The organism is Allobosea sp. OAE752, assembly GCF_050433265.1.
GTDB classification, from domain to species: domain Bacteria; phylum Pseudomonadota; class Alphaproteobacteria; order Rhizobiales; family Beijerinckiaceae; genus Allobosea; species Allobosea spartocytisi.
In genome coordinates, this window is the sequence record NZ_JBNPXO010000002.1 from 477,617 (window position 1) to 501,921 (window position 24,305).

27 protein-coding genes are annotated in these 24,305 nt (G+C 67.4%); 23 read left to right on the forward strand and 4 right to left on the reverse strand.

Annotation, left to right across the window (positions count from 1 at the left end; translation table 11 throughout):
- Window positions 1-68: 68 nt before the first annotated feature.
- The 5 genes from GGC47_RS07170 to GGC47_RS07190 all read left to right on the forward strand — a co-directional run bounded on the left by GGC47_RS07170 (window position 69) and on the right by GGC47_RS07190 (window position 5,309).
- The gene (locus GGC47_RS07170) at window positions 69-386 is read left to right on the forward strand and encodes a hypothetical protein (RefSeq protein ID WP_142021831.1); all 318 of its coding nucleotides are present in this window, start codon (window positions 69-71) and stop codon (window positions 384-386) included.
- Window positions 386-2,137 carry an ABC transporter permease gene (locus GGC47_RS07175; RefSeq protein WP_142021832.1) on the forward strand — a complete coding sequence of 584 codons (1,752 nt, stop codon included), beginning with the start codon at window positions 386-388 and terminating at the stop codon, window positions 2,135-2,137. Before GGC47_RS07170 ends, GGC47_RS07175 begins: the two co-directional genes overlap by 1 nt.
- 22 nt (window positions 2,138-2,159) lie before the next feature.
- On the forward strand, window positions 2,160-3,491 hold the full coding sequence (locus tag GGC47_RS07180) for an ABC transporter ATP-binding protein (RefSeq protein ID WP_142021833.1): 1,332 nt from the start codon (window positions 2,160-2,162) through the stop codon (window positions 3,489-3,491).
- Between the two features lie 116 nt (window positions 3,492-3,607).
- The gene (locus GGC47_RS07185; RefSeq protein ID WP_370954331.1) at window positions 3,608-4,705 is read left to right on the forward strand and encodes a sensor histidine kinase; all 1,098 of its coding nucleotides are present in this window, start codon (window positions 3,608-3,610) and stop codon (window positions 4,703-4,705) included.
- Complete coding sequence (locus tag GGC47_RS07190; protein ID WP_142021834.1) at window positions 4,698-5,309, forward strand: response regulator transcription factor; 612 nt, start codon at window positions 4,698-4,700, stop codon at window positions 5,307-5,309. Before GGC47_RS07185 ends, GGC47_RS07190 begins: the two co-directional genes overlap by 8 nt.
- Before the next feature lie 66 nt (window positions 5,310-5,375).
- On the opposite strand, the gene GGC47_RS07195 is transcribed toward GGC47_RS07190, so the two are convergent.
- Window positions 5,376-6,251, reverse strand: coding sequence for an undecaprenyl-diphosphate phosphatase (locus tag GGC47_RS07195; RefSeq protein WP_038358793.1), 876 nt, complete (start codon window positions 6,249-6,251; stop codon window positions 5,376-5,378).
- A gap of 384 nt (window positions 6,252-6,635) precedes the next feature.
- On the opposite strand from GGC47_RS07195, the gene GGC47_RS07200 reads away from it, so the two are divergent.
- The 7 genes from GGC47_RS07200 (at window position 6,636) to GGC47_RS07230 (ending at window position 12,281) form a co-directional block, all read left to right on the forward strand.
- The gene (locus GGC47_RS07200; protein WP_113252447.1) at window positions 6,636-7,118 is read left to right on the forward strand and encodes a GNAT family N-acetyltransferase; all 483 of its coding nucleotides are present in this window, start codon (window positions 6,636-6,638) and stop codon (window positions 7,116-7,118) included.
- Window positions 7,118-7,654, forward strand: a complete 537-nt coding sequence (locus tag GGC47_RS07205) for a dihydrofolate reductase (protein ID WP_370954330.1) — start codon at window positions 7,118-7,120, stop codon at window positions 7,652-7,654. Before GGC47_RS07200 ends, GGC47_RS07205 begins: the two co-directional genes overlap by 1 nt.
- Before the next feature lie 159 nt (window positions 7,655-7,813).
- The gene (gene hflK, locus GGC47_RS07210) at window positions 7,814-8,968 is read left to right on the forward strand and encodes an FtsH protease activity modulator HflK (protein ID WP_113252446.1); all 1,155 of its coding nucleotides are present in this window, start codon (window positions 7,814-7,816) and stop codon (window positions 8,966-8,968) included.
- A complete protein-coding gene (hflC, locus tag GGC47_RS07215) occupies window positions 8,965-9,906 on the forward strand; it encodes a protease modulator HflC (RefSeq protein ID WP_038358783.1) in 942 nt (313 codons plus the stop codon). The genes hflK and hflC overlap by 4 nt, the downstream gene beginning before the upstream one ends.
- An 18-nt stretch (window positions 9,907-9,924) precedes the next feature.
- Window positions 9,925-10,116, forward strand: a complete 192-nt coding sequence (locus tag GGC47_RS07220; RefSeq protein ID WP_038358780.1) for a DUF2065 domain-containing protein — start codon at window positions 9,925-9,927, stop codon at window positions 10,114-10,116.
- A 125-nt stretch (window positions 10,117-10,241) separates the two neighbouring features.
- Complete coding sequence (locus GGC47_RS07225; RefSeq protein WP_038358778.1) at window positions 10,242-11,759, forward strand: DegQ family serine endoprotease; 1,518 nt, start codon at window positions 10,242-10,244, stop codon at window positions 11,757-11,759.
- A 180-nt stretch (window positions 11,760-11,939) separates the two neighbouring features.
- Window positions 11,940-12,281: a DHCW motif cupin fold protein gene (locus GGC47_RS07230; protein WP_142021836.1), complete on the forward strand. Its 342-nt coding sequence runs from the start codon at window positions 11,940-11,942 to the stop codon at window positions 12,279-12,281.
- Here the strand turns inward: GGC47_RS07230 and serB are convergent, their stop codons facing one another.
- Entirely contained in the window at window positions 12,282-13,169 is an 888-nt protein-coding gene (serB, locus tag GGC47_RS07235) for a phosphoserine phosphatase SerB (RefSeq protein WP_142021915.1), read from the reverse strand.
- Window positions 13,170-13,179: 10 nt separating this feature from the next.
- On the opposite strand from serB, the gene miaA reads away from it, so the two are divergent.
- Window positions 13,180-14,109: a tRNA (adenosine(37)-N6)-dimethylallyltransferase MiaA gene (gene miaA, locus GGC47_RS07240; protein WP_113252443.1), complete on the forward strand. Its 930-nt coding sequence runs from the start codon at window positions 13,180-13,182 to the stop codon at window positions 14,107-14,109.
- A gap of 2 nt (window positions 14,110-14,111) precedes the next feature.
- On the opposite strand, the gene GGC47_RS07245 is transcribed toward miaA, so the two are convergent.
- Window positions 14,112-15,578 carry a GGDEF domain-containing protein gene (locus tag GGC47_RS07245; protein WP_051987487.1) on the reverse strand — a complete coding sequence of 489 codons (1,467 nt, stop codon included), beginning with the start codon at window positions 15,576-15,578 and terminating at the stop codon, window positions 14,112-14,114.
- Window positions 15,579-16,081: 503 nt separating this feature from the next.
- Between GGC47_RS07245 and GGC47_RS07250 the strand changes: the two genes are divergently transcribed.
- From GGC47_RS07250 to GGC47_RS07270, 5 genes are all read left to right on the forward strand, one after another.
- Window positions 16,082-17,845 (forward strand): acetolactate synthase 3 large subunit, encoded by a 1,764-nt coding sequence (locus tag GGC47_RS07250; protein ID WP_142021837.1) that lies wholly within the window; start codon window positions 16,082-16,084, stop codon window positions 17,843-17,845.
- A 124-nt stretch (window positions 17,846-17,969) separates the two neighbouring features.
- A complete protein-coding gene (locus GGC47_RS07255) occupies window positions 17,970-18,680 on the forward strand; it encodes an aspartate/glutamate racemase family protein (protein WP_142021838.1) in 711 nt (236 codons plus the stop codon).
- Window positions 18,677-19,366: a glutathione S-transferase family protein gene (locus GGC47_RS07260; protein WP_038358765.1), complete on the forward strand. Its 690-nt coding sequence runs from the start codon at window positions 18,677-18,679 to the stop codon at window positions 19,364-19,366. The genes GGC47_RS07255 and GGC47_RS07260 overlap by 4 nt, the downstream gene beginning before the upstream one ends.
- A 37-nt stretch (window positions 19,367-19,403) precedes the next feature.
- The gene (gene ilvN / locus GGC47_RS07265; RefSeq protein WP_038358762.1) at window positions 19,404-19,946 is read left to right on the forward strand and encodes an acetolactate synthase small subunit; all 543 of its coding nucleotides are present in this window, start codon (window positions 19,404-19,406) and stop codon (window positions 19,944-19,946) included.
- A gap of 2 nt (window positions 19,947-19,948) precedes the next feature.
- Window positions 19,949-20,170: a hypothetical protein gene (locus tag GGC47_RS07270; RefSeq protein ID WP_142021839.1), complete on the forward strand. Its 222-nt coding sequence runs from the start codon at window positions 19,949-19,951 to the stop codon at window positions 20,168-20,170.
- A 2-nt stretch (window positions 20,171-20,172) separates the two neighbouring features.
- Here the strand turns inward: GGC47_RS07270 and GGC47_RS07275 are convergent, their stop codons facing one another.
- Window positions 20,173-20,718, reverse strand: a complete 546-nt coding sequence (locus GGC47_RS07275) for a DUF924 family protein (RefSeq protein WP_142021840.1) — start codon at window positions 20,716-20,718, stop codon at window positions 20,173-20,175.
- A 141-nt stretch (window positions 20,719-20,859) separates the two neighbouring features.
- Here GGC47_RS07275 and GGC47_RS07280 point away from each other — a divergent pair, with 141 nt between their 5' ends.
- From GGC47_RS07280 to GGC47_RS07300, 5 genes are all read left to right on the forward strand, one after another.
- A complete protein-coding gene (locus GGC47_RS07280) occupies window positions 20,860-21,525 on the forward strand; it encodes a TetR/AcrR family transcriptional regulator C-terminal domain-containing protein (protein WP_038358755.1) in 666 nt (221 codons plus the stop codon).
- Between the two features lie 15 nt (window positions 21,526-21,540).
- The gene (gene ilvC / locus GGC47_RS07285; RefSeq protein ID WP_038358753.1) at window positions 21,541-22,560 is read left to right on the forward strand and encodes a ketol-acid reductoisomerase; all 1,020 of its coding nucleotides are present in this window, start codon (window positions 21,541-21,543) and stop codon (window positions 22,558-22,560) included.
- A 189-nt stretch (window positions 22,561-22,749) separates the two neighbouring features.
- Entirely contained in the window at window positions 22,750-22,935 is a 186-nt protein-coding gene (locus GGC47_RS07290; RefSeq protein ID WP_038358751.1) for a hypothetical protein, read from the forward strand.
- Between the two features lie 26 nt (window positions 22,936-22,961).
- On the forward strand, window positions 22,962-23,183 hold the full coding sequence (locus tag GGC47_RS07295; RefSeq protein WP_112764014.1) for a hypothetical protein: 222 nt from the start codon (window positions 22,962-22,964) through the stop codon (window positions 23,181-23,183).
- Window positions 23,184-23,405: 222 nt separating this feature from the next.
- The gene (locus GGC47_RS07300; RefSeq protein WP_142021841.1) at window positions 23,406-24,233 is read left to right on the forward strand and encodes a helix-turn-helix transcriptional regulator; all 828 of its coding nucleotides are present in this window, start codon (window positions 23,406-23,408) and stop codon (window positions 24,231-24,233) included.
- The last annotated feature ends 72 nt before the right edge of the window (window positions 24,234-24,305 follow it).

Below are 24,305 nucleotides of genomic sequence, written 5' to 3' on the forward strand. Positions count from 1 at the left end.
GATGCAGGAGCGCGCCGGACGTCGCCCGGCGCTAAGGACGACTTCGAGCAGGTCGAAGGAGATGCGTCATGAACGATATCCTCGCCTTTCCCCGGTCGGTGGCTCCCGCCGGACCCGGCCCGGCGCGGCCTGTCTCTTCCCAGGTTCTGCGCTTCGCGCCGCGCATGAAGGCCGGGCGTTCGCGCCTCGTGGCCGCGTGGCGGATCAGCGAGGTGGATGGGCGTCTGGAATGCTGCTGGCAGCCGGAATGTGGGGAGGAGGGCGCCCGACGATCTCGCGCCAGCAGGCGCTGCAGAGTCTTCCTGCCCCATGCCGGGCTGCTGGCGCGCGGCGGCACGGCGCTCTCCATCGGCCATGCCGGTCGCTATTCAGCCGAGGTTCCGTGATGGCATTCCTGTCCAACAATCCCGAGCGGGGCAGCGCCCTTGCCGCTCTCGCCCGCGAGCGGGTGCTGCCCAATCTCTACGACCTCGCCGCCTTCGCGCTGCTCGCCACGCTCGCGGTGCTGACGTTCCATGGCGCGGCGGCGATGCATGCGCCGCTCGCCGGCCTTTCCAGCGCGCCCATCGCGCTCGATCCGGCGTTGCTGCCGGAATACGCGCTGCGCACGACGATGCGGATGTTCGCGGCGATCATCGCCTCGTTGATCTTCACCTTCGTCGTCGCGACCCTGGCGGCCAAGAGCCGCCGCGCCGAAATGCTGATCATTCCGGCGCTCGATATCCTTCAATCGGTGCCGGTGCTCGGCTTTCTGACCTTCACCGTCACCTTCTTCATGGGGCTGTTCCCCGGCAGCCAGCTCGGCGCCGAATGCGCCTCGATCTTCGCGATCTTCACCAGCCAGGCCTGGAACATGGCCTTCTCCTTCTATCAGTCGCTGCGGACCGTGCCGCGCGATCTGGACGAGGTCAGCCGCGGCTTCGGCCTGTCCTCCTGGCAGCGCTTCTGCCGGCTGGAGGCCCCGTTCGCGATGCCCGGCCTGGTGTGGAACACCATGATGTCGATGTCGGGCGGCTGGTTCTTCGTCGTCGCCTCGGAGGCGATCACGGTCGGCGACACGACGGTCCAGCTTCCGGGGCTCGGTTCCTGGCTCGCGCTCGCCATCAAGGAGCAGGACTTCCTGGCCGTGGGCTGGGCCGTGCTCGCCATGGCCGTGGTGATCGGCCTCTACGATCAGCTCCTGTTCCGCCCGATCGTCGCCTGGGCCGACAAGTTCCGCTTCGAGCAGACGGCGGGGCAGCGGAAGCCCCGCTCATGGGTCTATGGCCTGGCGCGCCGCACCCGCCTGCTCAAGCGCCTGATGGTTCCCTTCGCCTGGCTCGGCAACCGGCTCATGCTGCTGCGGTTTCGGCTGGCGTCCTCGCGGCCCGTCAGGATCGCCCCTGCGGCGAGCCGCGCGCTGGACTATGCTTGGCTCGGCCTGATCGTGGCGCTGGGCGCGTGGTCGACCTGGATCGCGGTCTCCTATGTCGGGCAGACCCTGTCGTGGGGGGATGCCGGGGATGCTTTGGTGCGCGGCCTCGTCACCCTGCTGCGGGTCGTCGTGTTGATCGCCGTCGCGAGCGTGATCTGGGTGCCGATCGGCGTATGGGTCGGCCTGCGCCCCGAGATTGCAGAGCGGGTCCAGCCGGTCGCGCAGTTCCTCGCGGCCTTTCCGGCCAATGTGCTGTTTCCCTTCGCCGTCATCGCCATCGTCAGCACCGGCGCGAGCCCGGAAATCTGGCTCTCGCCGCTGATGGTGCTGGGGACGCAGTGGTACATCCTGTTCAACGTCATCGCCGGGGCGAGCGCCTTCCCGACCGATCTGCGCGAGGTCGCCCGCGTCTACCAGCTCCGCTCATGGACCTGGTGGCGGCGCGTCATCCTGCCGGGGATCTTTCCCTACTACGTTACCGGCGCGCTGACGGCCTGCGGCGGCTCCTGGAACGCGAGCATCGTCGCCGAGGTGGCGAGCTGGGGCGATACCAAGCTCGAGGCCTATGGGCTGGGCTCCTACATCGCCAATGCGACCGAGGCCGGCGACTTTGCGCGCGTCGTGCTGGGCATCGCCGTGATGTCGCTCTTCGTCACCCTGTTGAACCGCGTGCTCTGGCGCCCGCTCTACGTCCTCGCCGAGCGCCGCATGCGCCTCGACTGAAGTTCCCGAAAGGATCCGACCGATGGACAGCATCACCGAGACTTCCGCATTGAACAGCAACCGGTCCGACGCGCTGGTCCGGGCTCGACAGGTCTGCCAGAGCTACGACAAGGGAGGGGCCGGCTCCCTCGTCGTGCTCGACAAGGTCGACGTCACGCTCGATCCCGGCGAGATCGTGGGTTTGCTCGGGCGTTCCGGCTCGGGAAAATCGACCTTGCTGCGGGCGATCGCCGGGCTGATCCAGCCGAGCGGCGGCACCGTCGAATTCTGCGGCCGGCCGGTGGCGGGGCCGAGTGCCGGAGTCGCCGTCGTCTTCCAGAGCTTCGCCCTGTTTCCCTGGTTGACGGTTCTGGAAAATGTCGAGCTCGGCCTCGAAGCGCAGGGCGTGGCGCCGGCCGAGCGGCGCAAGCGGGCGCTTGCCGCCATCGACCTGATCGGCCTCGACGGTTTCGAGAGCGCTTATCCGAAGGAATTGTCCGGCGGCATGCGCCAGCGCGTCGGGCTCGCCCGCGCCTTGGTCGTGCATCCCAAGGTCCTGCTGATGGACGAGCCGTTCTCGGCGCTCGACGTCCTGACCGCCGAGACGCTGCGCACGGACCTGCTTGACCTGTGGTGCGAGGGGCGGATGCCGATCGAGGCCATCCTGATGGTGACCCATAACATCGAGGAGGCGGTGCTGATGTGCGATCGCATCCTGCTCTTCGGCTCCAATCCCGGCCGCGTCATTGCGGAGCTGCGCGTCGAATTGCCCCAGCCGCGCAACCGTCTCGATCCCGCCTTCCGCGCGCTGGTGGACGAGATCTATGCGCGCATGACGGCGCGTCCGGGGGTCCCGGCGCGCGAGGGCTTTTTTCCCGGCACCGGCATCGCGATGTCGCTGCCGCGCGTCTCGACCAATCTCATGGCCGGTCTCATCGAGGCGATCGCAGCCGAACCCTATAAGGGCGAGGCCGATCTGCCGCCGCTCGCGGCGCAGCTCCATCACGAGATCGACGATCTCTTCCCGGTGGCGGAGACGCTCCAACTGCTCCGCTTCGCCGATATCGAGGGCGGCGACATCAGGCTCACGGCGCCGGGCTTACGCTTCGCCGACAGCGATGTCGACGAACGCAAGCGCCTCTTCGCCCAGCAGCTCGCCGCCTATGTACCGCTCGCGGCGCATATCCGCCGGGTGCTGGACGAGCGCTCGAGCCATCGGGCGCCGGCCGGGCGCTTCCGCGACGAACTCGAGGATCACATGTCGGAGGATTATGCCGCCACGACCCTCAAGGCCGTCACCAACTGGGCCCGTTATGGCGAGTACTTCGCCTATGACGAGGCCGCCGACCTCTTCACCCTCGAAAATCCGAGCTGAGGCACTCCCGGGCCGAGCGCTCGCCGCGCTCAGGGCGCAATGGTCGAACGGAGCCGCTTGCGGTACTGGATCGATGATGCCGCCCGGAACGAGCCCGGTCCGGCAAGCGGTGCGGGATGTCCGTGGGGGAGGCGATGCGCGTGCTCGACCGTGAGCGTTTCCGCCTCGGGAAGGCCGGGCTTGGCCTGAGCCTCGCCTTGCTGGCGGCCGCGATCTTCCTCGCCGATACCTATACCGATCTGGAGATCGCGGTTGCGGTCCTCTATGTCGCGGTGATCCTGGTTTCGGTGTGGTTTGACCGGCCGGCGGTCGTGCTCTGGGTCGGCGCGGCCAGCGCCGGGTTGACGATCCTCAGCTATCTGCTCACCCCGCGCGGGGCGGAGCATGCCGGGCTGGTCAACTGCCTCCTCAGCCTGATTGCGATCGGGGCTACGACCTATCTGGCGATACGGATCGAGGCCGCCGAAGCCCGCGCCCGCCAGGCGCGAGCGGAGCTTGCCCATATCTCGCGCGTCACGATGATGGGCGAGCTGACAGCATCGATCGCGCATGAGGTCAGCCAGCCGCTCGCCGGCATCGTCGCCAACGGGCACGCCGCCCTGCGCTGGCTTGCCGCCACCCCCGCCGACCCGGCCGAGGCCAGGCGGGCGCTGGAGCGCGTCGTCGCCGATGCGGACCGCGCCGGCGACGTGATCGGCCGCGTGCGCAGGATGGTGGCGAAGGCGCCTCCCTCGCGCGAGACGGTCGATGTGGCCGCCCTGATCGAGGACGTGCTGTCATTGACGCGCAGCGAGATCCGCAAGGCGCAAGTGACGTTGCGGACCGACCTGGCCGATGACCTGCCGCGGGTGATCGCCGACCGGGTCCAGCTGCAGCAGGTCGTCCTCAATCTGCTGGTGAACGCAGCCGAGGCCATCGGTCAGCAGGAAACCGGGCCGCGGGACATGCTGGTCGGCGCTGCAACCGATGGCGAGAGGGTCACCGTGAGCATCCGCGATACCGGCGTGAGCCTCGCCCCCGCCGCCATCGAGCGGATCTTCGACGCCTTCCACTCGACCAAGCCCGGCGGGATGGGCATGGGGCTGGCGATCAGCCGCTCGATCGTCGAGGCCCATGGTGGGACGATCTATGCCGCGGCCAATCCTCCGCGCGGCATGGTCTTCGGTTTCACCCTTCCGGTGAGGGCAGCGACAGCGGAGCGCAACCATGGCTGATGAGCCGCCGATCGTCTTCGTCGTCGACGACGATCCTTCCGTCCGCGACGGGCTGGACAGCCTGTTCCGCTCTGTCGGCTATGCGGTGGCGACCTTCGGTTCGGTCCAGGACTTTGCGCTGCACAGGCGCCCGGAAAGGCCGAGCTGCCTCGTCCTCGATGTCAGGATGCCCGGGCCGAGCGGCATGGATTTCCAGGCGGAGCTCGCAGGGATGGGCGATCCGCTTCCGATCGTTTTCCTGACCGGCCATGGCGATGTGCCCATGGCCGTGCGCGCCATGAAGACGGGCGCGGTGGAATTCCTGCTGAAGCCGTTCCGCGAGCAGGATCTGCTGGATGCGGTGCGCGCGGCGATCGAGCGGGACCGGGCGCGCAGGGCGCAGGAAGCCAGCCTGGCGGAGCTTGGGGCGCGCTTCGCGACGCTGTCGATGCGCGAGAAGGAGATCATGGCCTTCGTCGTCGCAGGCCGCCTGAACAAGCAGATCGCGGCCGATCTCAAGCTGAGCGAAGTGACGGTGAAGGTGCATCGCGGCCAGGTGATGCGGAAGATGGGGGCGGCCACGCTGGCGGATCTGATCGGGCTCGCAGGCAGGCTCAGGAGATAGCCATCCTCACGCCGGGGCGCGTGCGGCCGCGCACGCCTTCGCCATCTTGCCTCACACCGCAGGATTTCAGGCCAGAAACCCGGTCGCGACGGCCCAGAGGAGGAAGATGCCCATCCCGGCCCGGTAGATCACGAAGACCCAGCTCGACATCCGCTCGAGATACCGCATCAAGCCCCAGATCGCGGCGAAGGACGCGAGCGAGCCGGCGATCAGGCCGACCACCAGCAGCGCCACGGCATGGGCGTCGATGCCGGCCCTGGCGATCTCCCAGGCTTCCTTCAGCCCGGCCAGCGCGATGGCCGGCAGGCCGAGCAGGAAGGACAGCCGCGCCGCCTCGGCGCGCTTGAAGCCGAGGCCCAGCGCCGCCGTCAGGGTCGAGCCCGACCGCGAGACGCCGGGGATCAGGGCCCCGACCTGAGCCAGGCCGACCAGCAGGAAATCCCGGAAGCCGGCCTGCTCCACCGTCCGGCGATGGCTTGCGAACCATTCCGTCGCCGCGAGCAGCAGCGCCATCACCAGCGATGTCGCGCCGATCACCCCCAGCGCGCGCAGAGGCGAACCGCACCGGTTGAGCAGGGGCGCGAGCGCGACACCGGCAATGACGATCGGGATCGTCGCCAGGACGATGCCGAGCGCCAGCCGGCCCGGCCCTTCCGCGAAGCGGCGGGTTCTCACCGCGGCCAGCGCCCCGCCGGCGATGCTGCCGACATCGCGCCTGAAATAGCTGATCACGGCCGCCAGCGCTGCCAGTTGCATCAGCGCCGAGAAGGCGGAGCCGGGATCAGGCCAGCCGAGCAGGGCCGGCACGACCCGCATATGGGCCGTCGAGGAGATCGGCAGCAATTCGCTGACGCCCTGGACGAGCCCGAGCACGATGACCTGACCGAAGTCGAGAGCGGCGAACCCGGTGTCGAGTCCGGCGGAACAAGCGGCTGCTGCCATGATGATGGTCTCGTGACAAAGGAGGCGCGCGCCAAGCACAAAGCATTCCAGCGCGGATGACCGGTCGATGCTCCGGCTGCCGCGCCCGATTGGCCGTTCCCAGCGCCTTCGAGAGGCTCCGGTCTCGTCCGAGGCCTTCCGTAACCTGCGTTCGCGGTCTCCGAGCCTCACTCCAAATTTTGCAGTTCCGTTCAAACCTTGAGGCTCCCACGGCGTGTCGGGCCGACCACGCGAACAAGCAGAACGTGCGATCCCGCCGCGTGCGCCGGCAACCCATGTGCACAAGCCCCGAGCGGGGTGGCCCGGTCCGTCGCGGGTCGCTACACATCGTTTCGACCACACTTACGGCAACGCTCATTCGACCATCGAGGCTCCGATCGCCGCATGACTCTTTCCATCCGTCCCGCGCGCTCCGGCGAAGCCGGACTCGTGCTGAGCTTCGTCAAGGAACTCGCCGAATACGAGAAGCTGCTGCACGAGGTCGTCGCGACCGAGGACGAGATCGCGGCCTCGCTCTTCGGCGACAATCCGCGTGTCTTCTGCGACATCGCCGAATGGGATGGCGAGCCGGTCGGCTTCGCGCTCTGGTTCTATACCTATTCGACCTTCAGGGGCCGGCACGGCATCTGGCTCGAAGATCTCTTCGTGCGGCCGGGGCAGCGCGGCCGCGGCATCGGCAAGGCGCTGATGGCGCGGCTGGCGCAGCGTTGCGTCGCGGAGGACCTGCCGCGCCTCGCCTGGTGGGTGCTGAACTGGAACGAGCCGTCGCGCGTGTTCTACCGCTCCATCGGCGCCAAAGCGCAGGACGAGTGGACGGTGAAGCGGCTCGAGGGCGAGGCGCTGGCGAAGCTCGGCGCCGTGGGCTGATGGCGATGGCGGCGCTTCCTCTCGTCCTCGTCGCGGCGGTTGCCGACAATGGCGTGATCGGCAGCGACAACCAGTTGATCTGGCGGTTGAGGACCGATCTGCGGCGCTTTCGCCAGCTCACGACGGGGTGCCCGATCATCATGGGGCGCAAGACCTATCTCTCCATCGGCAAGCCGCTGCTGGGGCGCCGGACCATCGTGCTGACACGCGATCCCGGCTTCAATGCCGATGGCGTCGATGTCGCACATACGGTCGAGGAGGCGGTGGCGCTGGGTCAGAGGCTGGGGCGGGAGATGAACGCCCATGCCGTCATCATCGGCGGCGGCACCGAAATCTACGCCCAGATGCTGCCCCTGGCCGACAGGCTCGAACTGACGCTCGTTCACGCCGCTCCGGGGGGCGACGCGGTCTTTCCGCCCTGGGAGAAGGGCGCCTTCGTCGAAACCGCGCGGGAGAGCCATCCGGCCGATTCCGACAACGAACACCCCTTCACTTTCGCAAGCTATCGGCGGCGCGCCGGGGCGGGGCGCGGCTGATCGTCGCTTTTCCGAGCATGACGGGCGACTTGCGCCGTTGACGAATTCATGGCCCATGACCAAGTCAGGCGAGCGTCTCTCCCCGAGGCGCTGACAAATGGCCGCCATTCACCTATGGCTCGGCCTCAAGCACAATGAACGGAAGGGAACGGGCCCGGAATGCCTTGGAGTAACCAGAGCGGCGGCGGCAGCGGCGGGGGCGGACCCTGGGGCCAGCGCGGAGGCAGTGGCGGTGGCGGCCCATGGGGCGGCGGCTCCGGCGGGGGCAATGGCAATCCGCCCGACCTCGAGGAAATTCTGCGGCGCAGCCAGGACCGGCTGAAGAATCTCGTTCCCGGCGGCAATCTCGGCGGCCGCGGCCTTGCGCTCGGCGCGCTGGTCCTGATCGCGATCTGGCTTCTGTCCGGATTCTATTTCGTGCGGCCCAACGAGGTCGGCCTCAACGTCGTGTTCGGCAAGTTCGTCGGCAAGACGGGCGAGGGCGCCAACTGGAACTGGCCCTATCCGATCGGCAATGTGGTCAAGCCGCAGGTTACGAACGTCATCACCACCGAGGTCGGCTTCCGGACCGTCGAGGCGGTGCGCCAGTCGCGCCAGACCGACGTGATCGAGGAAAGCCTGATGCTCACCGGCGACGAGAACATCGTCGACATCGATTTCATCGTGCAGTGGCAGATCGACCCGGCCGCGCCCGAGAACTACGTCTTCAACATCCAGGACCCGCCCGGCACCGTCAAAGCCGTGGCCGAGGGCGCGATGCGCGAGATCATCGGCCGGCGCAACATCCAGCCGGTGCTGACCACCGACCGTGGCGCGATCGAGACGGAAGTGCGCCAGCTCATGCAGGATACGCTCAACGGCTACAATGCCGGCGTGCAGATCCGGCTCGTGCAGCTCCAGAAGGTCGATCCGCCGCAGCAGGTCATCGACGCCTTCCGCGACGTCCAGGCGGCGCGTGCCGACCAGGAGCGCCTGCGCAACGAGGCGCAGACCTATGCCAACCGCGTCGTGCCCGAGTCGCGCGGCCGCGCCGCCCAGCTCGTGCAGTCGGCTGAAGCCTACAAGGAGCAGACCGTGGCGGAAGCGCGCGGTCAGGCCAGCCGCTTCAACGCGGTCTACGAGCAGTACAAGAATGCTCCGGGCGTGACGCGCGAGCGCCTCTTCCTGGAGACGATGGAACGCGTGATGGGCGGAACCGACAAGATCATCCTCGACTCGACGGGCAACGGCCAGGGCGTGGTGCCCTATCTGCCGCTCGACCAATTGCAGAGGCTACCCGCCCGGGGCGGCCAGCAGCAGGGAGCGACCCGATGAACGGTTCCTTCCTTCGGGCGGCTCTTGTCGTCGTCCTCGTCGCCGTCGCGGCCGTGTTCTACGCCTGCACCTTCATCGTCTCGCAGACGCAGTCGGCGCTCGTGCTCAGGCTGGGCGCGGTGCGCGCGGTCAAGACCGAGCCCGGCCTCTATTTCAAATGGTTCGCGCCGATCGAGACGGTGACGCTGCTCGACAACCGCATCCTCGACCTCGATCTGCCGGCGCAGGAGATCATCGCCTCCGACCAGAAGCGTCTGGTGGTCGATGCCTTCACGCGCTACCGGATCTCTGATCCGCTGCGCTTCTACCAGGCGGTCAACAACATCCCGCGGGCGAATTCGCAGCTCACCTCGATCGTCAACGGCAATGTCCGTTCGGTCCTGGCGGATGCGACCTTCGTCGATGTGGTGCGCACCGAGCGGTCGCGGCTGATGGCCCGCATCCGCGACGTGGTGAACCGCGAGGCGGCGCGCTTCGGCATGACGGTCGTCGACGTCAAGCTGCGCCGCGTCGACCTGCCGGCGGCGAACTCGGCGGCGGTGTTCCAGCGCATGCAGACCGAACGTCAGCGCGAGGCGGCGGAAGCGCGCGCGCTCGGCGGTCAGCAGGCGCAGGAGATCCGCGCAAGGGCCGACAGGGACGCGACCGTGATCGTCGCGGAAGCGCAGCAGAAGTCCGACGAGATCCGCGGCCAGGGCGAAGGCGAGCGCAACAGGGTGTTCGCCGAGGCCTTCGGCAAGGATCCGGAGTTCTTCGCCTTCTACCGCTCGATGCAGGCCTATGAGGCGAGCATCAAGCCGGGCGATACGCGCATGGTGCTGACCCCCGATTCGCCGTTCTTCCAGTTCTTCAACGGGCCGAACACGCAGCGCGGGGGCGGACAGGCGCAATCTCAGGCCGCGCCGGCAAACCCGGCTCCCGTGCCGGCACGGCCCTGATCACAGCGAGCGACGCGGATGTTCGACTTCATCGCGGCGCTCGGCCTGGTCTTCGCCATCGAGGGCATTCTCTTCGCTTCGATTCCGCATCTGGCGAAGGATGCCCTGCGCAGCGCGGCGGAGACGCCGCCCGATCGGATGCGTCTGATCGGGCTCGGCTCGGCGGTGCTCGGCGTGATCCTGGTCTGGATCGCGCGCGGAAGCTGGTAGACTATCCCGCGATCGTGTTCGATGACACGATTGTGCGTCGCCCTTCCGCCGCATTTCGGAGTTCAATTCGGCGCGAGAGTTGTGCCGCATCGATCGGCCTGCCTTTTTCCGTCATGAGGATTCAAATGGCATTGAAAACCGTTCCCGTGGCTGCCCGGTCCGTCCGCATCGCGCTCGCGGCCGGCGTGGCCGGCCTGGCGCTGCTGACGCCGGTGCTGGCGCCGGCGCAGGCCAGAGCCAATACCCCCTTGCTGCAAGGTCAGACCTCGCTCGCCGACCTCGTCGACAAGGTGATGCCGGCGGTGGTCAACATCTCCGCCGTTACGACCAGCGACACCAAGGGCCGCAACCTGCCGCAATTGCCGCAGCTCGGTCCCGATACGCCCTTCGGCGACCTGTTCGAGGAGTTCTTCAACCGCCGCAACCAGCAGGGCGAGCGCCAGGCGCCGCAGCAGCGCCGGTCGCAATCGGCGGGTTCGGGCTTCGTCATCGACCCGTCGGGCATCGTCGTCACCAATAATCACGTCATCGGCGACGCCAACGAGATCACGGTGATCTTCGGCGACGGCCTGCGGCTCAAGGCCGAGGTCATCGGCAAGGACACCAAGGTCGATCTCGCCGTGCTGCGGGTGAAGCACGACAAGCCGCTGCCTTCCGTGAAGTTCGGCGATTCCGACAAGATGCGGATCGGCGATCCGGTGATGGCGATCGGCAACCCGTTCGGCCTCGGCGGCTCGGTCTCGTCGGGCATCATCTCGGCCCGCAACCGCGACATCAGCCAGGGGCCGTACGACACCTATATCCAGACAGACGCGGCCATCAACAAGGGCAATTCCGGCGGCCCGCTGTTCAACATGGCCGGCGAGGTCATCGGCATCAACACGGCGATCCTGTCGCCGACCGGCGGCTCGGTCGGCATCGGCTTCGCCGTGCCGGCCGCGCTGGCGGCGAACGTGGTCGAGCAGTTGCGCGAATTCGGCGAGACCCGCCGCGGCTGGCTCGGCGTGCGCATCCAGAGCATCGACGACGCCACCGCGGATGCGCTGGGACTGGGCACGGCGCGCGGCGCGCTGATCGCCGGCGTCGACGAGAAGGGCCCGGGCAAGCCGGCCGGCCTCGAGACCGGCGACGTGATCACCAAGTTCGACGGCAAGGACGTGAAGGATTCGCGCGATCTGCCGCGCATCGTCGCCGCGACGCCGGTCGGCAAGGACGTGCCGGTCACGATCGTCCGCAAGGGCAAGGAAGAGATCAAGACGGTCAAGCTCGGCCGCCTCGAAGATGGCGAGAAGGTCCAGACCGCCTCCGCCAGCAAGCCCACTCCGGAAGCGGCGAAGCCAGCGGTGACGAGCGCGCTCGGCCTCGAACTTTCGGCCCAGAACGACGAGCTCAGGAAGCGCTATTCGATCAAGGACGGGCTGAAGGGCGTCGTCGTGACGAAGGTCGATCCGAACTCGAACGCCGCCGACAAGCGCATCATGGTCGGCGAGCTGATCGTCGAGGTCGGGCAGGAGCCGGTCAACACGCCGGACGAGCTGACCAAGCGCCTCGATGCGCTGAAGAAGGAGGGCAAGAAGTCCGCCCTTCTGCTGGTTTCCAACGGCCAGGGCGAGGTCCGCTTCGTCGCGGTGGCGATGAACTGACCGGTCCCTGACAGGGCGAGATCGAGGGCGGCCCGGCGGGCCGCCCTTTTTGTTTGGCGCCCGCGCTTTGCGGGCATGCCGCCGATCCCGTCTTTGCGATGGCGCATCCGGCTCGCGGCTGGCACCTTGCGTGCCTTCGGCATGGCAAGACGGGCCCGGCTCCGGCCGGTGAGCAGCGACATGAAGATCAGCGATATTTCCTTCGTCACCACCGACTGGTCGGCCGTGCCGGCCGAGCGCCATGCCGGCGACGCCGGGGAGGCGATCTGGCGCGTCCAGTATTTCGGACCGGAGGAGAACCGCATCCGGGTGCGGATGGTCGAGTATTCGGCCGGCTACGTCGCCGATCACTGGTGCACGAAGGGCCACATCATCCTGTGCCTGGAAGGCGAGATGGAGACGACGCTGGACGATGGCCGCGTCATGCCGCTCAAGGCCGGCATGAGCTATCAGGTCGCCGATGGCGCCGAGGCGCACCGCTCGCAGACGAAGACGGGCGCGAAGCTCTTCATCGTCGATTGATCAGCGCCTGACGATCTCGCCGCCGGTATAGCCCTGGGCGTAGAGCAGGGCGGTGAGATCGGCGTGCTCCAGCCGGGCATCGGCCGCGGCCGCGACAGCGGGCTTGGCACGGAAGGCGATGCCGAGGCCGGCCTCGCCGAGCATGGCAAGGTCGTTGGCGCCGTCGCCGACCGCAAGCGTCTGCTCGGGGCGGAGGCCGAAGCGGCTGCGCAGTTCGACGAGCGAATCGAGCTTGGCCTGCTTGCCGAGGATCGGGTCGGCGACCTCGCCGGTCAGGATGCCGTCCTGCGCCAGCAGCACGTTCGAGCGGTGCTCGTCGAAGCCGATGGCGGCGCTGATCGGACCGGTGAAGACGGTGAAGCCGCCGGAGACCAGGGCGGTGTAGGCGCCGTTGGCGCGCATCGTATGGACGAGCTCGTAGCCGCCCGGTGTCAGGGTGATGCGGTCGCGGATGATCTCGTCGACCACCGACAGCGGCACGCCCTTCAGCAAGGCGACGCGTTCGCGCAGCGCCGGCTCGAAGGCGATCTCGCCGCGCATGGCGCGCTCGGTGATGGCTGAGACGAGATCCTTCAGCCCGACACAGGCGGCGAGCTCGTCGATGCATTCCTGGCCGATCATCGTCGAATCCATGTCGGCAAGGAACAGGGCCTTGCGGCGGCTCGCTTCGGGCTGGACGATGACGTCGATCGCCACATCTTCCAGCGCGGTCCGGATTTCGGCTTCGAGCTTGCGCGCGTCGGTTCCATCCGCGAAGAGATCGGCGGCGATGGCGCCGTCCAGCGTGGCTGTGCGATGGATGCCCGGCACTGCGCGGGCGAGGCGTGCGAGCAGGGCCTCGCCGACGAGCGCCTGGCCATGGGCGGAAACAAGTGTCGCGACGAGCATGTGAGGACCGGTGACGCAGGCGGAAGAGACGATCAGGGCGGTGCTCATCGCAGGTCCGACCGCCAGCGGCAAGTCCGCGCTCGCCATCGAGATCGCCCGGCGGCTGGACGGCGTCGTGGTCAACGCCGATTCCATGCAGGTCTATGCCGATCTGCGCATCCTCTCCGCCCGCCCGAGCGAGGCCGAGGAGGCGCTCGCGCCGCACCGGCTCTACGGCCATGTCGACGGTGCCGTGAATTACTCGGCGATGCGCTATGCGGCGGATGTCGCGGCCTTGCTGCCGCAGCTTTGGGAGCAGGGCAAGCTGCCGATCCTGGTGGGGGGAACGGGGCTCTACTTCAAAGCGGTGACCGAGGGCTTCTCGGCGATGCCGCCCGTGCCGGAGGCGGTGCGCTCCGCCTTCCGAGCGCGAGCGGAGGGCGCCGCGACCGAGGCGCTGCATGCCGAGCTTGCCGCTCTCGATCCCCTCATGGCCGACCGGCTGCGGCCGTCGGACCGGCTGCGGATCATGCGTGCCATCGAGGTGCATCTGGCGACCGGGCGTTCGCTGGCGAGCTTCCAGGGCGAGCGCGAGCCGGGACCTCTCGACGGCATGGCGCTGCTACGCCTGTTCGTCAGCCCGTCGCGTGAGGATGTGCGCGCCCGGATCGACCGGCGCTTCGAGGCGATGATGGCGACAGGCGCGCTGGAGGAGGTTGCGCGGCTGCGGGAGCGGGGGCTCGATCCGCTCCTGCCGATCATGCGCGCCCATGGCGTGCCGGGTCTGATCGCGCATCTCGACGGCGAAATCTCGCTGGAGGAGGCGATCGCGCGCGGGCAGGCCGACACGCGCGCCTATTCCAAGCGGCAGGTGACATGGTTCCGGCACCAGATGGCGGGCTGGCAGGCGGTGGCGCCGGAGGCCGCGCTGGAGACGGCGCTCGCCGGCCTGAAACGCTGAACTCAGGCCGCGACGGCGGCGATCGTGCTCGCCTCGGCGATGCCGATCCGGTTCCGGCCCTCGTTCTTGGCACGGTAGAGCGCCTGGTCGGCGCGCTCCATCAGCATGGCGAGCTGCTCTTCCGACTGGCGTGTCGCGATGCCGTAGCTGGCGGTGACCTTGAGTTCGAGCGTCTCGGAAACGGGCAAGGCGCGGCTCGCCAGCGCGTCCTGGATCTGGCGCGTCTTGGCCACCGCCTCGGCCCCGCCGGCCCCGCGCAGCAGAATGGCGAATTCCTCGCCGCCGACGCGGGCGACGAGGTGGCGCTCGCCGCGCAGCAGCCCGAGCAGCATATCGGCGAAGGCACGGATGACGGCGTCTCCCGCCGCATGGCCGTGGGAGTCGTTGACCTGCTTGAAATGGTCGAGATCGACGATGATGAGCGAGATGTCGGCATCCTCGCTCGCACCCGTCGCCATCGCGGCATGGGCGCGCTCGGTGAAGGAGCGGCGGTTGAGGAGAGCGGTCAGCGGGTCGGTCTCGGCGAGGCGCCGCAGTTCCTTTTCGCGTTCCTCGCGATAGCCGATCTCTTCGGACAGGGCCCGGCGCGTCGCCCGCTCCCGGCCGATCTCGAGCGCGAGCGTCGCGGCGCGCAGTTGCAGGGTCTGGTTGGCGACGGTGAGGTCGGTGATGTCGGTCAGTGTCATGAGGAGCCCGTCGCCGAGGGGGGCGACCGCGAGCCTCAGCCAGGTCGTGCGCTCGCCAAGAGCGAAGGCGGTTTCGAAGGTGTCGGCGCGCTGATGCTGCATCGCGTGGAGGCAGCGGCGCCAGAGCGTCGGGTCGCTGAGGAAGGGCAGGCCCTCCCGGCCTTCGCAATCCAGCAGGCAGGCACCGGGCCGTCCGGCCAGTTCGGCCGCCCGTGCATTTGCCGTGACGATGACCGTGCGGTCGATGCCGCCATCATCGTCGCGGATGGCGCGCAGCGCGACGATGCCGCTCGGTGAGTTGTCCAGCACCGCATTGAGCAGGTCCTCGCGGAACTGCAACGGGCGGCTGAAGGCGACCACCACGTCCCGTCCGTCCTGCGCGATGGTGGGGAGCAGGAGGCGCTCCCACAGCGCGACGCGGGTGATCGGCTTGGAACGGTGGATGGTGTAGAGCGGCTTGCGCTCCGAGCGCGCGCGTTCGGCGCAGTCGCGCGTGAATGTCGCGACCTGCGGCCGCATCGCGGCCAATGTCTCGCCCAGCCGCGAGCCGCCGACATAGCGCACGATCTCGCGGCCGTAATGGATCCAGCGATAATCACCGTCATCGGTCGGCTCAAGGATGACCAAGTCCTCGCCGAAGGCCGGCATGATTTCGGCGATGAAGTCTTCGTAGGCGACGGGCCGGCCGTTGCGACCATGGAACGCGAACCGGTCGAGCAGCTTCGCGATCTCGGGCGCATGGGCGCGGGCTGCGATGTTTTCGGTATGGACTTCGTGGTACATAGCCGTCCCGGTTCGAGCGGGCGCAACGCTAAGACAGGCAGGTTGAGAAACCGTTCCGCGATGGACGCGATTTTTGCGTAATCGTGTCAATCATTCGGTTGCCAACCGTTCAAGGGGGTCTTCAACCTTCGGAGGGGGCTCTGTGACCCCGAGGGGTGCAGGCTGCAGGGAGCGCGCAGCCGATGTTCCTTTTGTCGATATCCCTTGCCGATGCCGGCGGTTGCTCCGAGGCCGCAGGCCGTCATCCGGGAGCGTCGCATTTTTTTCCGGGGGCTGTAGCCTACGCTTAGCGCTTGACCGGCCTCGCGGCCTCCGTTAGCGTCCGGCAACTTACGACAAGGATCATGAGCGCAATGCGCAAGCTTATTCTCGTAGAGGTGCGCTGGTAGGGGCCGGTTTAACAACCGGGCGTCCCCGACGCCAGCGCACGCCCAGGCCCCTCCGAGGGCCTTTTTTATTGCCCGTTTTCCACCATCACCGAAGACAAGCCGCAGGAGAGCGTTATGAGCGAGATGATGACCGGAGCCGAGATGGTCGTCCGCGCGCTTCAGGACCAGGGCGTCGAGCATCTGTTCGGATATCCCGGCGGCGCCGTACTCCCGATCTATGACGCGATCTTCCAGCAGGACAAGGTCAAGCACGTGCTCGTCCGCCACGAGCAGGGCGCGGTCCATGCCGCCGAGGGCTATGCCCGCTCCGGCCCGGGCAAGGTCGGCTGCGTGTTGGTCACTTCGGGGCCCGGCGCGACCAATGCCGTCACCGGCCTGACCGACGCGCTGCTCGACTCGATCCCGGTTGTCGTCATCACCGGCCAGGTTCCGACCCATCTGATCGGCTCCGACGCCTTCCAGGAATGCGACACGGTCGGCATCACCCGCTCCTGCACCAAGCACAACTATCTGGTGAAGAGCATCCACGACCTGCCGCGCATCCTCCACGAGGCCTTCTATGTCGCCTCGAACGGCCGCCCGGGCCCGGTCGTCATCGACATTCCGAAGGACATCCAGTTTGCGACCGGCGCCTATAGCCGCCCGCGCGACAACCAGCACAAGACCTACCGCCCGGTGGTCAAGGGCGACCTCGCCAAGATCAAGGCGGCGATCGAGTTGATCGCCAGCGCGAAGAAGCCGGTCTTCTACACCGGCGGCGGCGTCATCAATTCCGGCCCCCATGCCTCGGCGCTGCTGCGCGAGCTCGCCCGGCTGACGGGCTTTCCCGTCACCTCGACGCTGATGGGGCTCGGCGCCTTCCCGGCCGCCGACAAGCAGTGGCTCGGCATGCTCGGCATGCACGGCACCTACGAGGCCAATCTCGCGATGCATGACTGCGACGTCATGATCAATATCGGCGCGCGCTTCGACGACCGCATCACCGGGCGGATCGACGGCTTCTCGCCGCGCTCGAAGAAGATCCATATCGACATCGACCCGTCCTCGATCAACAAGACGGTCAAGGCCGATATCGGCATCGTCGGCGATTGCGCCCATGTGCTGGAGGACATGGTCCGGATTTGGCGCGAGAGCAGCCCGCAGATCGACAAGACGGCGCTTGCCGCCTGGTGGACGCAGATCGAGGGCTGGCGCGGGCGCAAGAGCCTCGCCTACAAGCAGTCCGACACGATCATCAAGCCGCAATATGCGCTGGAGCGCCTCCATGCGCTGACGAAGGATCGCGATACCTACATCACGACCGAGGTCGGCCAGCACCAGATGTGGGCGGCGCAGTACCTGCAGTTCCAGGAGCCGAACCGCTGGATGACCTCAGGCGGCCTCGGCACGATGGGCTACGGCCTGCCGGCGGCCATCGGCGTGCAGATGAAGCACCCCAAGGCGCTCGTCATCGACGTCGCCGGCGAGGCCTCGATCCTGATGAACATGCAGGAGATGTCGACGGCGGTGCAGTACCGGCTGCCGGTGAAGATCTTCATCCTGAACAACGAGTACATGGGCATGGTGCGCCAGTGGCAGGAATTGCTGCATGGCGGGCGCTATTCGGAGAGCTATTCGCAGTCGCTGCCGGACTTCGTGAAGCTCGCCGAAGCCTATGGCGGCCACGGCATCCGCTGCGACGACCCGGCCAAACTCGACGCCGCGATCATGGAGATGATCGAGACGCCCGGCCCGGTGATCTTCGACTGCCATGTCGCCAAGGAAGAGAATTGCTTCCCGATGATCCCGTCGGGCAAGGCGCATAACGAGATGATCCTGCCCGATTTCGAAGGCGATACCGGCCAGATCATCGACGCCAAGGGCAAGCAGCTCGTCTGATCGGGAACACCTCCGTCATTGCGAGCGCAGCGAAGCAATCCAGGAGCGGCCGCGCTTCACGTCCCCTGGATTGCTTCGTCGCTGACGCTCCTCGCAATAACGGCAGGGGGAAGGGAAGAACACCATGGCGACGATCGGCCTGATCGGCGGAATGAGCTGGGAATCGACGGCGGTCTACTACCGGCTGCTCAATGAAGGCGTGCGCTCTCGCTTGGGCGGGCTGCATTCGGCCGATGTGCTGCTGCATTCGCTCGACTTCGCGGGTATCGCGGAGATGCAGGCGCAGGGCGACTGGGCGGCGGCCGGCGCGGCTCTGGCCCAGAGCGCAAGGCGGCTGGAGCACGCCGGTGCCTCCTGCCTCGTCCTCTGCACCAACACCATGCACAAGGTCGCCGACCAGATCACGGGGGCGACCAAGCTGCCCTTCCTGCATCTGGCGGATGTGACGGCGCAGGCGATCCGCGCGACCTCCGCGCGGCGCCCGCTGCTGCTGGCGACGCGCTTCACCATGGAGCAGGCGTTCTATCGCGACCGGCTCAAGGCCTTCGGCGTCGAGGCGCTGGTGCCGCAGGCGCAGGAGCGGGACGAGGTTCACCGCATCATCTACGAGGAGTTGTGCCGCGGCCGCATCGAGGCGGCCTCCAAGGCGCGCTATCTCGCGGTCATCGAGCGGGCGATCCGGGAGGAGGGCGCGGACGGCGTCATCCTCGGCTGTACCGAGATCGGGCTGCTGCTGTCGCAGGCCGATTGCGCCGTGCCGGTCTTCGACACCACGGCGCTGCATGTCGCGGCGGCGCTCGACTATGTCGGTGAAGTGGAGAGCGTCGCCGCATGAAACTGCTGATCGGCAACAAATGCTATTCCTCCTGGTCGCTCAGGGCCTGGCTGCTGCTGCGCGCCAAGGGCATCGCCTTCGAGGAGCAACTCGTTCCGCTCGACGAGCCCGGCTTCAAGGAGGCGGTCTTCGCAGCGGTGCCCGGCAGCGGCGGCACCTTGCCGGCGCTGGTCGATGGCGATGTCGCGGTCTGGGAGAGCACGGCGATCGCCGACTATCTGCACGAGACCTATCCCGAAGCCGGGATCTGGCCGCGTGACAAGGCGGCGCGCGCCCATGCCCGCTCCGTCTCGGCCGAAATGCATGCCGGCTTCCAGGGATTGCGCGGCAGCTGCCCGATGAATCTCGGCAAGCGCTTCGCGGCGCGCGACCGGGGGGCTCATGTCGCCCGCGACGTGGCCCGCATCACGGCGATCTGGCGCGAGGCGCGCGAGCGCTTCGGCGCTCGCGGGGAGGGGCCGTTCCTCTACGGCGCCTTCTCGGCGGCCGATGCGATGTTCGCGCCCGTGGTGACGCGGCTCGACACCTACGCGATCGCCGTCGACCCGGTATCATCCGCCTATATGCAGGCCGTGCTGGCGCTGCCGGCCTATCGGGAATGGCTGGCCGGCGCATTGGCCGAGCCCTGGGTCGTGGCGCAGGACGAGGTCGACGAGCCCGCCACCGCCAATCTTCGCGAAATCTGAACTCAATCTCCTTTCACCCCGCCTTGCAGGTCTACCCATGTCGAAACCGGCCACGCATTATCCGAACGCTCCCAAGTCGCAGCCGACCGCGCGCCACACGCTGGCGGTGATCGTCGACAACGAACCGGGCGTTCTTGCCCGCATTGCCGGGCTTTTCTCGGGCCGTGGCTACAATATCGAGAGCCTCACCGTCTCCGAGACCGAGCATGAAAAGCATATCTCGCGCATCACGGTGGTGACCTCCGGCACCGCCAACGTCATCGACCAGATCAAGGCGCATCTCGACCGGCTGGTGCCGGTGCATCGCGTCGTCGACCTGACCGCGCAGGGCGAGGCGATCGAGCGCGAGCTCGCGCTGGTCAAGGTCGTCGGCAAGGGTGAGGCCCGCGTCGAGGCGATGCGGCTGGCCTCCGCCTTCGGGGCGCGCACGCTCGATGCCTCGCTGACCTCCTTCGTCTTCGAGCTGACCGGCTCGACCGAGGAGATCGAGCGCTTCATCAAGATGATGACGGTGGTCGGGTTGACCGAGGTGTCGCGCACCGGCATCGCCGCGATGAGCCGCGGCCCCGAGGCGATGTGAGCATGGCGCTGACGCCCCAAACGCTCAGCCTGATCGCGCTCGGCCTCGGCATCGTCGGCTTCGGCTGCCTCGCCGGGCCGGTGATCCTGCGCCTGACCGGCCGGGGGCAGGCCGAGCCGCTGGGCAGCGGCAAGAGCCTGCGCTCGCCGCTCTGGTGGGCGGGTTTCGTCCTGACGGTCGCGGCGATCTTCCTGCAGCGGATGGCGAGCCAGTCGGGCGGCTGAAGTCAGCCGGCGAAGCCGCCCTTGTCGAGGAAAGCCCGTTCGTCTGCTGTCGTCTGGCGTCCCAGCAGCGGGTTGCGATGGGGAAAGCGGCCGAAGTCGCGGATGATGTCGCGATGGAGCTCGGCGAATTTCACGCCTTCGGGGTCGCTGGCCGCCTCGCAGAGATGAACGCAGCGGTCCTGATGGACCAGCTCCTCCGAATGCATGAACGGCATGTAGAAGAAGCGCTGCTCAGGCGGCTGGTAACCTCGGTCGAAGCCGTGTTCGATTGCGCGTTCCGCGATGGCGAGCGCCTGCGCATCGGTGGCGAAGGCGCGGGCGCTGCCGCGGAACAGGTTGCGCGGGAACTGGTCGAGCAGGATGAGAAGCGCATAGGCGCCCTCCGGCGTTCCTTCCCAGTCGACGAGTGTGCCGGCGGCAGCCGCCTCATGGGCCGGCAGGAACCGCTCCCTGATCGCCGCGTCGAAGGCCTCGTCCTTGGCGAACCATTTCTCCGGGCCGGCTTCACGCCAGAAGGCAACGATGTCGGCGGCGCTGGGCAAGGTCATCGGGGCAAGCTCTCCTGTCTTTCGGCGATCCGGAGATAATTCTTTCCCGGGGCTCTGCCAGCCCCGAATAGGACTTGCCCACCATCCATGGCTGCGCTAGATGACTGAACCGTAACGTACGGTACTGGACCTTTCCCCCGCATGAGCGAGCCCGCGGCCGAGACGCAGAGCGAGACGCTGACCGCAAGGCAGCAGGCGGTGCTCGATGCCGTGCTCAGCCTGATGGTGGAGAAGGGCGACCATCTCACCATGACGGCCGTGGCGCGCCGGGCGAGCTGCTCCAAGGAAACGCTCTACAAATGGTTCGGCGACCGCGACGGGCTGCTGACCGCGACCGTGCAATGGCAGGCCTCGAAGGTGAGGGCGGGCAATTACGACCGGCAGAATCTCGATGCCGGCACCCTGCGTGAAAGCCTGAAGGGTTTTGCCGCCAACTGGCTTGAGGTGATCACCTCGCCGACCTCGATCGCGCTCAACCGCATCGGCATCAGCCAGGCGGCGGCCCGCAACGGCAATCTCGGTTCGATCGTGCTGGCCAATGGCCGCTTCGCCATCGGCGAGCGCCTGAAGCCGGTGCTCGATGCCGGGCGGGAGGCCGGGCTCATCGCCTTCGACGATACCGAGGCCGCCTTCCGCACGCTGTTCGGCCTTGTCGGCCGCGACGTGCAGGTGCGCCTGCTGTTGGGCGATACGCTGACCCTCAGCAAGGCCGAGATCGCCCGCGACGCCGAGCGCGCCGCCGAACAGTTTCTCACCCTCTACGGCACGGCGCAGAGCGCGCCGGGCCGGGACAAGTCCAACGCGTGACATAAGGAGACACCCATGCGCGTTTATTACGATCGTGATGCCGACATCAACCTGATCAAGGGCAAGAAGGTCTGCATCGTGGGCTACGGCTCGCAGGGCCATGCCCATGCGCTGAACCTGCGCGATTCCGGCGTCAAGGACGTCATCATCGCGCTGAAGGCCGGCTCGGCCACCCGCAAGAAGGCCGAAGAGGCCGGCTTCAAGGTCATGACCCCGTCCGAGGCCGCCAAGGTCTCCGACGTCATGATGATGCTGACCCCCGACGAGCTGCAGGGCGACATCTATCGCGACGAGCTGCACGCCAACATGAAGGAAGGCGCTGCGCTGCTCTTCGCGCACGGCCTCAACGTGCATTTCAACCTGATCGAGCCGCGCAAGGACCTCGACGTGCTGATGGTCGCGCCGAAGGGCCCCGGCCACACCGTCCGTTCCGAGTATCAGCGCGGCGGCGGCGTGCCGACCCTGATCGCGATCCATCAGGACGCGACCGGCAACGCCCATGACCTCGGCCTGTCCTACGCCTCGGCCAATGGCGGCGGTCGCGCCGGCATCATCGAGACCACGTTCAAGGAAGAGTGCGAGACCGATCTCTTCGGCGAGCAGGTCGTGCTCTGCGGCGGCCTGGTCGAGCTGATCAAGGCCGGCTACGAGACGCTGACCGAGGCCGGCTACGCCCCCGAGATGGCCTATTTCGAGTGCCTCCACGAGGTGAAGCTGATCGTCGACCTCATCTATGAGGGCGGCATCGCCAACATGAACTACTCGATCTCGAACACCGCCGAGTACGGCGAGTACGTCACCGGTCCGCGCATCATCACGGCCGAGACCAAGGCCGAGATGAAGCGCGTGCTGACCGACATCCAGTCGGGCAAGTTCACCCGCGACTGGATGCTCGAGAACAAGGTCAACCAGACCTCGTTCAAGGCGACCCGTGCCCGCTACGCCGCCCATCCGATCGAGGAAGTCGGCGCCAAGCTCCGCGACATGATGCCGTGGATCAAGGCCAAGGCCCTGGTCGACAAGACCAAGAACTGAGGCAGGCGCCGGATTTCGCACGCGGGTTCATCATCCTGCGAATCTGAGTCCGGAACCGCTTCCAACCGCTTGAAAATGCCTGGAACGGGCGCTCGCAAGGGCGCCCGTTTCGCATGGACGGGGCCGCGATGGGAACCGCTTTCCGCGGCGGGCGTTTATGTTCCAGTCGATACCCGCAAGGAGCGTACGATGACCCATCAGGACGAGCTGAGACACGGGGCGATCGAGCGGCTGCACCGGCGCCATGCCCGTCGCGGGCTCGCCGATGTCGCAAAGCCCGTATCTTGGGGCGATCCGCTCTTCATCCTGCTGCTGGGCAGTTTTCTCGTGGTCACGCTGCTGGCGAATGTGCTGACGCGCGCTATCGGCGGCTGACAGGGCTCGAACGAGCGGAGGCGACGATGCAAGACGACGTCAGGGAACGCGAGGCGCGCATTCCGGAGAGCGGTGGCCAGCCGATCCCGCCGATGCGGGCTGATGTCCATTCCGATGTCGATCCGGCGGTCGAGACCCCGGTTGAAGCAAGACAAGGCTTTCTCGATCGGCCCGTGCTGGTCGTCCTGATCGTGGGCCTGATGCTCGCGATTGTCGGCTGGTTCGCGGTCGGGATGTGGGCCGACTGAGCGGGCGCCAGGCGTCCCCGCAGAAATGTTCCATGACGAAACAGTCGAGGCTGAACAGAGGGAGGCGATGATGACACCGATCCGATCGATGCCTGCGTCCCAGGGCTTTCAGTTCAAGTTCGCGTATCTGGTTCTGGGCGCTTCTTTTGCCTTGCTGACAATGGTTGTCCTGGGCCTGCTGTAAACGCCCGAGACGCAAATCCGCGTTGCGAAGGGCAAGGCGTGTCGCAATTTTCGGTGAGCAAGCTCCTGGACAGCGAGATCGTGCTGGTGCGCGATGTCGTGTGCTCCGGCGAATGCCGGCACCGCAGCGACGAGGAATGCACTCACGCGACCCATCTGGTTTTCCCCTATCGCGGCGTCTTCGTGCGCCATGTCGGGCGCGACGACACGGTCGCGGAAAGCAACCAGGTCCTCTTCTTCAATCCCTATGAGGGCTACCAGGTCAGCCACCCGGTTCCGGGCGGCGATGCCTGCCTCGATCTGCGCCTCAGCGAAGAGACTTTGCATGAGCTCGCGCCGGCAGAGCTGCTGCGCGCCGGCACGGTCGCCTTCCTGACGCAACGCCGACGGATCGATCCGCGTGCGCAGGCGCTTATGGCCCTGCTGCGATACAGCCTGCAGCGCGGCGTCGCCGAGCCGCTCGAAGCGGAGACGCTGGCGCTGACCCTGGTGCGGCGAGCGCTGGGCGAACGCACCTCGCATGCCGCTGGTGCGTCCATCGGTCGGCGCAAGCTGGTTGACCGGGCGAAGCTGGTGATGGCGTCCGATCTCGCCCGGCGTTGGACGCTGGCCGAGATCGCGCGCGAGGTCGGTGTCTCGCCGGTCTACCTCACTCAGGTCTTCGCCCAGGTCGAGGCGGTGCCGCTCTACCGCTATCAGCTGCGCCTGCGGCTGGCGCGGGCGCTGGACCTGCTCGGCGACTGTGATGACCTGACCCAGCTCGGGCTCGAGCTCGGCTTCTCCAGCCACAGCCATTTCAGCGCCGCCTTCCGGCAGGCTTACGGCCGCACGCCGGCGGAGTTCCAGCGTTCGCTCAATCTCCGCTGACGCAGGCTGTCACGGATCGCGAAAGATTCTGACAGCAGCTGTCAGCACGAAAGTGTCCTCTTCCGTCATCAC

Coding starts and splice junctions, on each gene's coding strand:
- GGC47_RS07170 (WP_142021831.1), top strand. CDS start 69: ATGAACGATATCCTCGCCTTTCCCCGGTCGGTGGCTCCCGCCGGACCC.
- GGC47_RS07175 (WP_142021832.1), top strand. CDS start 386: ATGGCATTCCTGTCCAACAATCCCGAGCGGGGCAGCGCCCTTGCCGCT.
- GGC47_RS07180 (WP_142021833.1), top strand. CDS start 2,160: ATGGACAGCATCACCGAGACTTCCGCATTGAACAGCAACCGGTCCGAC.
- GGC47_RS07185 (WP_370954331.1), top strand. CDS start 3,608: ATGTCCGTGGGGGAGGCGATGCGCGTGCTCGACCGTGAGCGTTTCCGC.
- GGC47_RS07190 (WP_142021834.1), top strand. CDS start 4,698: ATGGCTGATGAGCCGCCGATCGTCTTCGTCGTCGACGACGATCCTTCC.
- GGC47_RS07195 (WP_038358793.1), bottom strand. CDS start 6,251: ATGGCAGCAGCCGCTTGTTCCGCCGGACTCGACACCGGGTTCGCCGCT.
- GGC47_RS07200 (WP_113252447.1), top strand. CDS start 6,636: ATGACTCTTTCCATCCGTCCCGCGCGCTCCGGCGAAGCCGGACTCGTG.
- GGC47_RS07205 (WP_370954330.1), top strand. CDS start 7,118: ATGGCGATGGCGGCGCTTCCTCTCGTCCTCGTCGCGGCGGTTGCCGAC.
- hflK (WP_113252446.1), top strand. CDS start 7,814: ATGCCTTGGAGTAACCAGAGCGGCGGCGGCAGCGGCGGGGGCGGACCC.
- hflC (WP_038358783.1), top strand. CDS start 8,965: ATGAACGGTTCCTTCCTTCGGGCGGCTCTTGTCGTCGTCCTCGTCGCC.
- GGC47_RS07220 (WP_038358780.1), top strand. CDS start 9,925: ATGTTCGACTTCATCGCGGCGCTCGGCCTGGTCTTCGCCATCGAGGGC.
- GGC47_RS07225 (WP_038358778.1), top strand. CDS start 10,242: ATGGCATTGAAAACCGTTCCCGTGGCTGCCCGGTCCGTCCGCATCGCG.
- GGC47_RS07230 (WP_142021836.1), top strand. CDS start 11,940: ATGAAGATCAGCGATATTTCCTTCGTCACCACCGACTGGTCGGCCGTG.
- serB (WP_142021915.1), bottom strand. CDS start 13,169: ATGCTCGTCGCGACACTTGTTTCCGCCCATGGCCAGGCGCTCGTCGGC.
- GGC47_RS07245 (WP_051987487.1), bottom strand. CDS start 15,578: ATGTACCACGAAGTCCATACCGAAAACATCGCAGCCCGCGCCCATGCG.
- GGC47_RS07250 (WP_142021837.1), top strand. CDS start 16,082: ATGAGCGAGATGATGACCGGAGCCGAGATGGTCGTCCGCGCGCTTCAG.
- GGC47_RS07255 (WP_142021838.1), top strand. CDS start 17,970: ATGGCGACGATCGGCCTGATCGGCGGAATGAGCTGGGAATCGACGGCG.
- GGC47_RS07260 (WP_038358765.1), top strand. CDS start 18,677: ATGAAACTGCTGATCGGCAACAAATGCTATTCCTCCTGGTCGCTCAGG.
- ilvN (WP_038358762.1), top strand. CDS start 19,404: ATGTCGAAACCGGCCACGCATTATCCGAACGCTCCCAAGTCGCAGCCG.
- GGC47_RS07270 (WP_142021839.1), top strand. CDS start 19,949: ATGGCGCTGACGCCCCAAACGCTCAGCCTGATCGCGCTCGGCCTCGGC.
- GGC47_RS07275 (WP_142021840.1), bottom strand. CDS start 20,718: ATGACCTTGCCCAGCGCCGCCGACATCGTTGCCTTCTGGCGTGAAGCC.
- GGC47_RS07280 (WP_038358755.1), top strand. CDS start 20,860: ATGAGCGAGCCCGCGGCCGAGACGCAGAGCGAGACGCTGACCGCAAGG.
- ilvC (WP_038358753.1), top strand. CDS start 21,541: ATGCGCGTTTATTACGATCGTGATGCCGACATCAACCTGATCAAGGGC.
- GGC47_RS07290 (WP_038358751.1), top strand. CDS start 22,750: ATGACCCATCAGGACGAGCTGAGACACGGGGCGATCGAGCGGCTGCAC.
- GGC47_RS07295 (WP_112764014.1), top strand. CDS start 22,962: ATGCAAGACGACGTCAGGGAACGCGAGGCGCGCATTCCGGAGAGCGGT.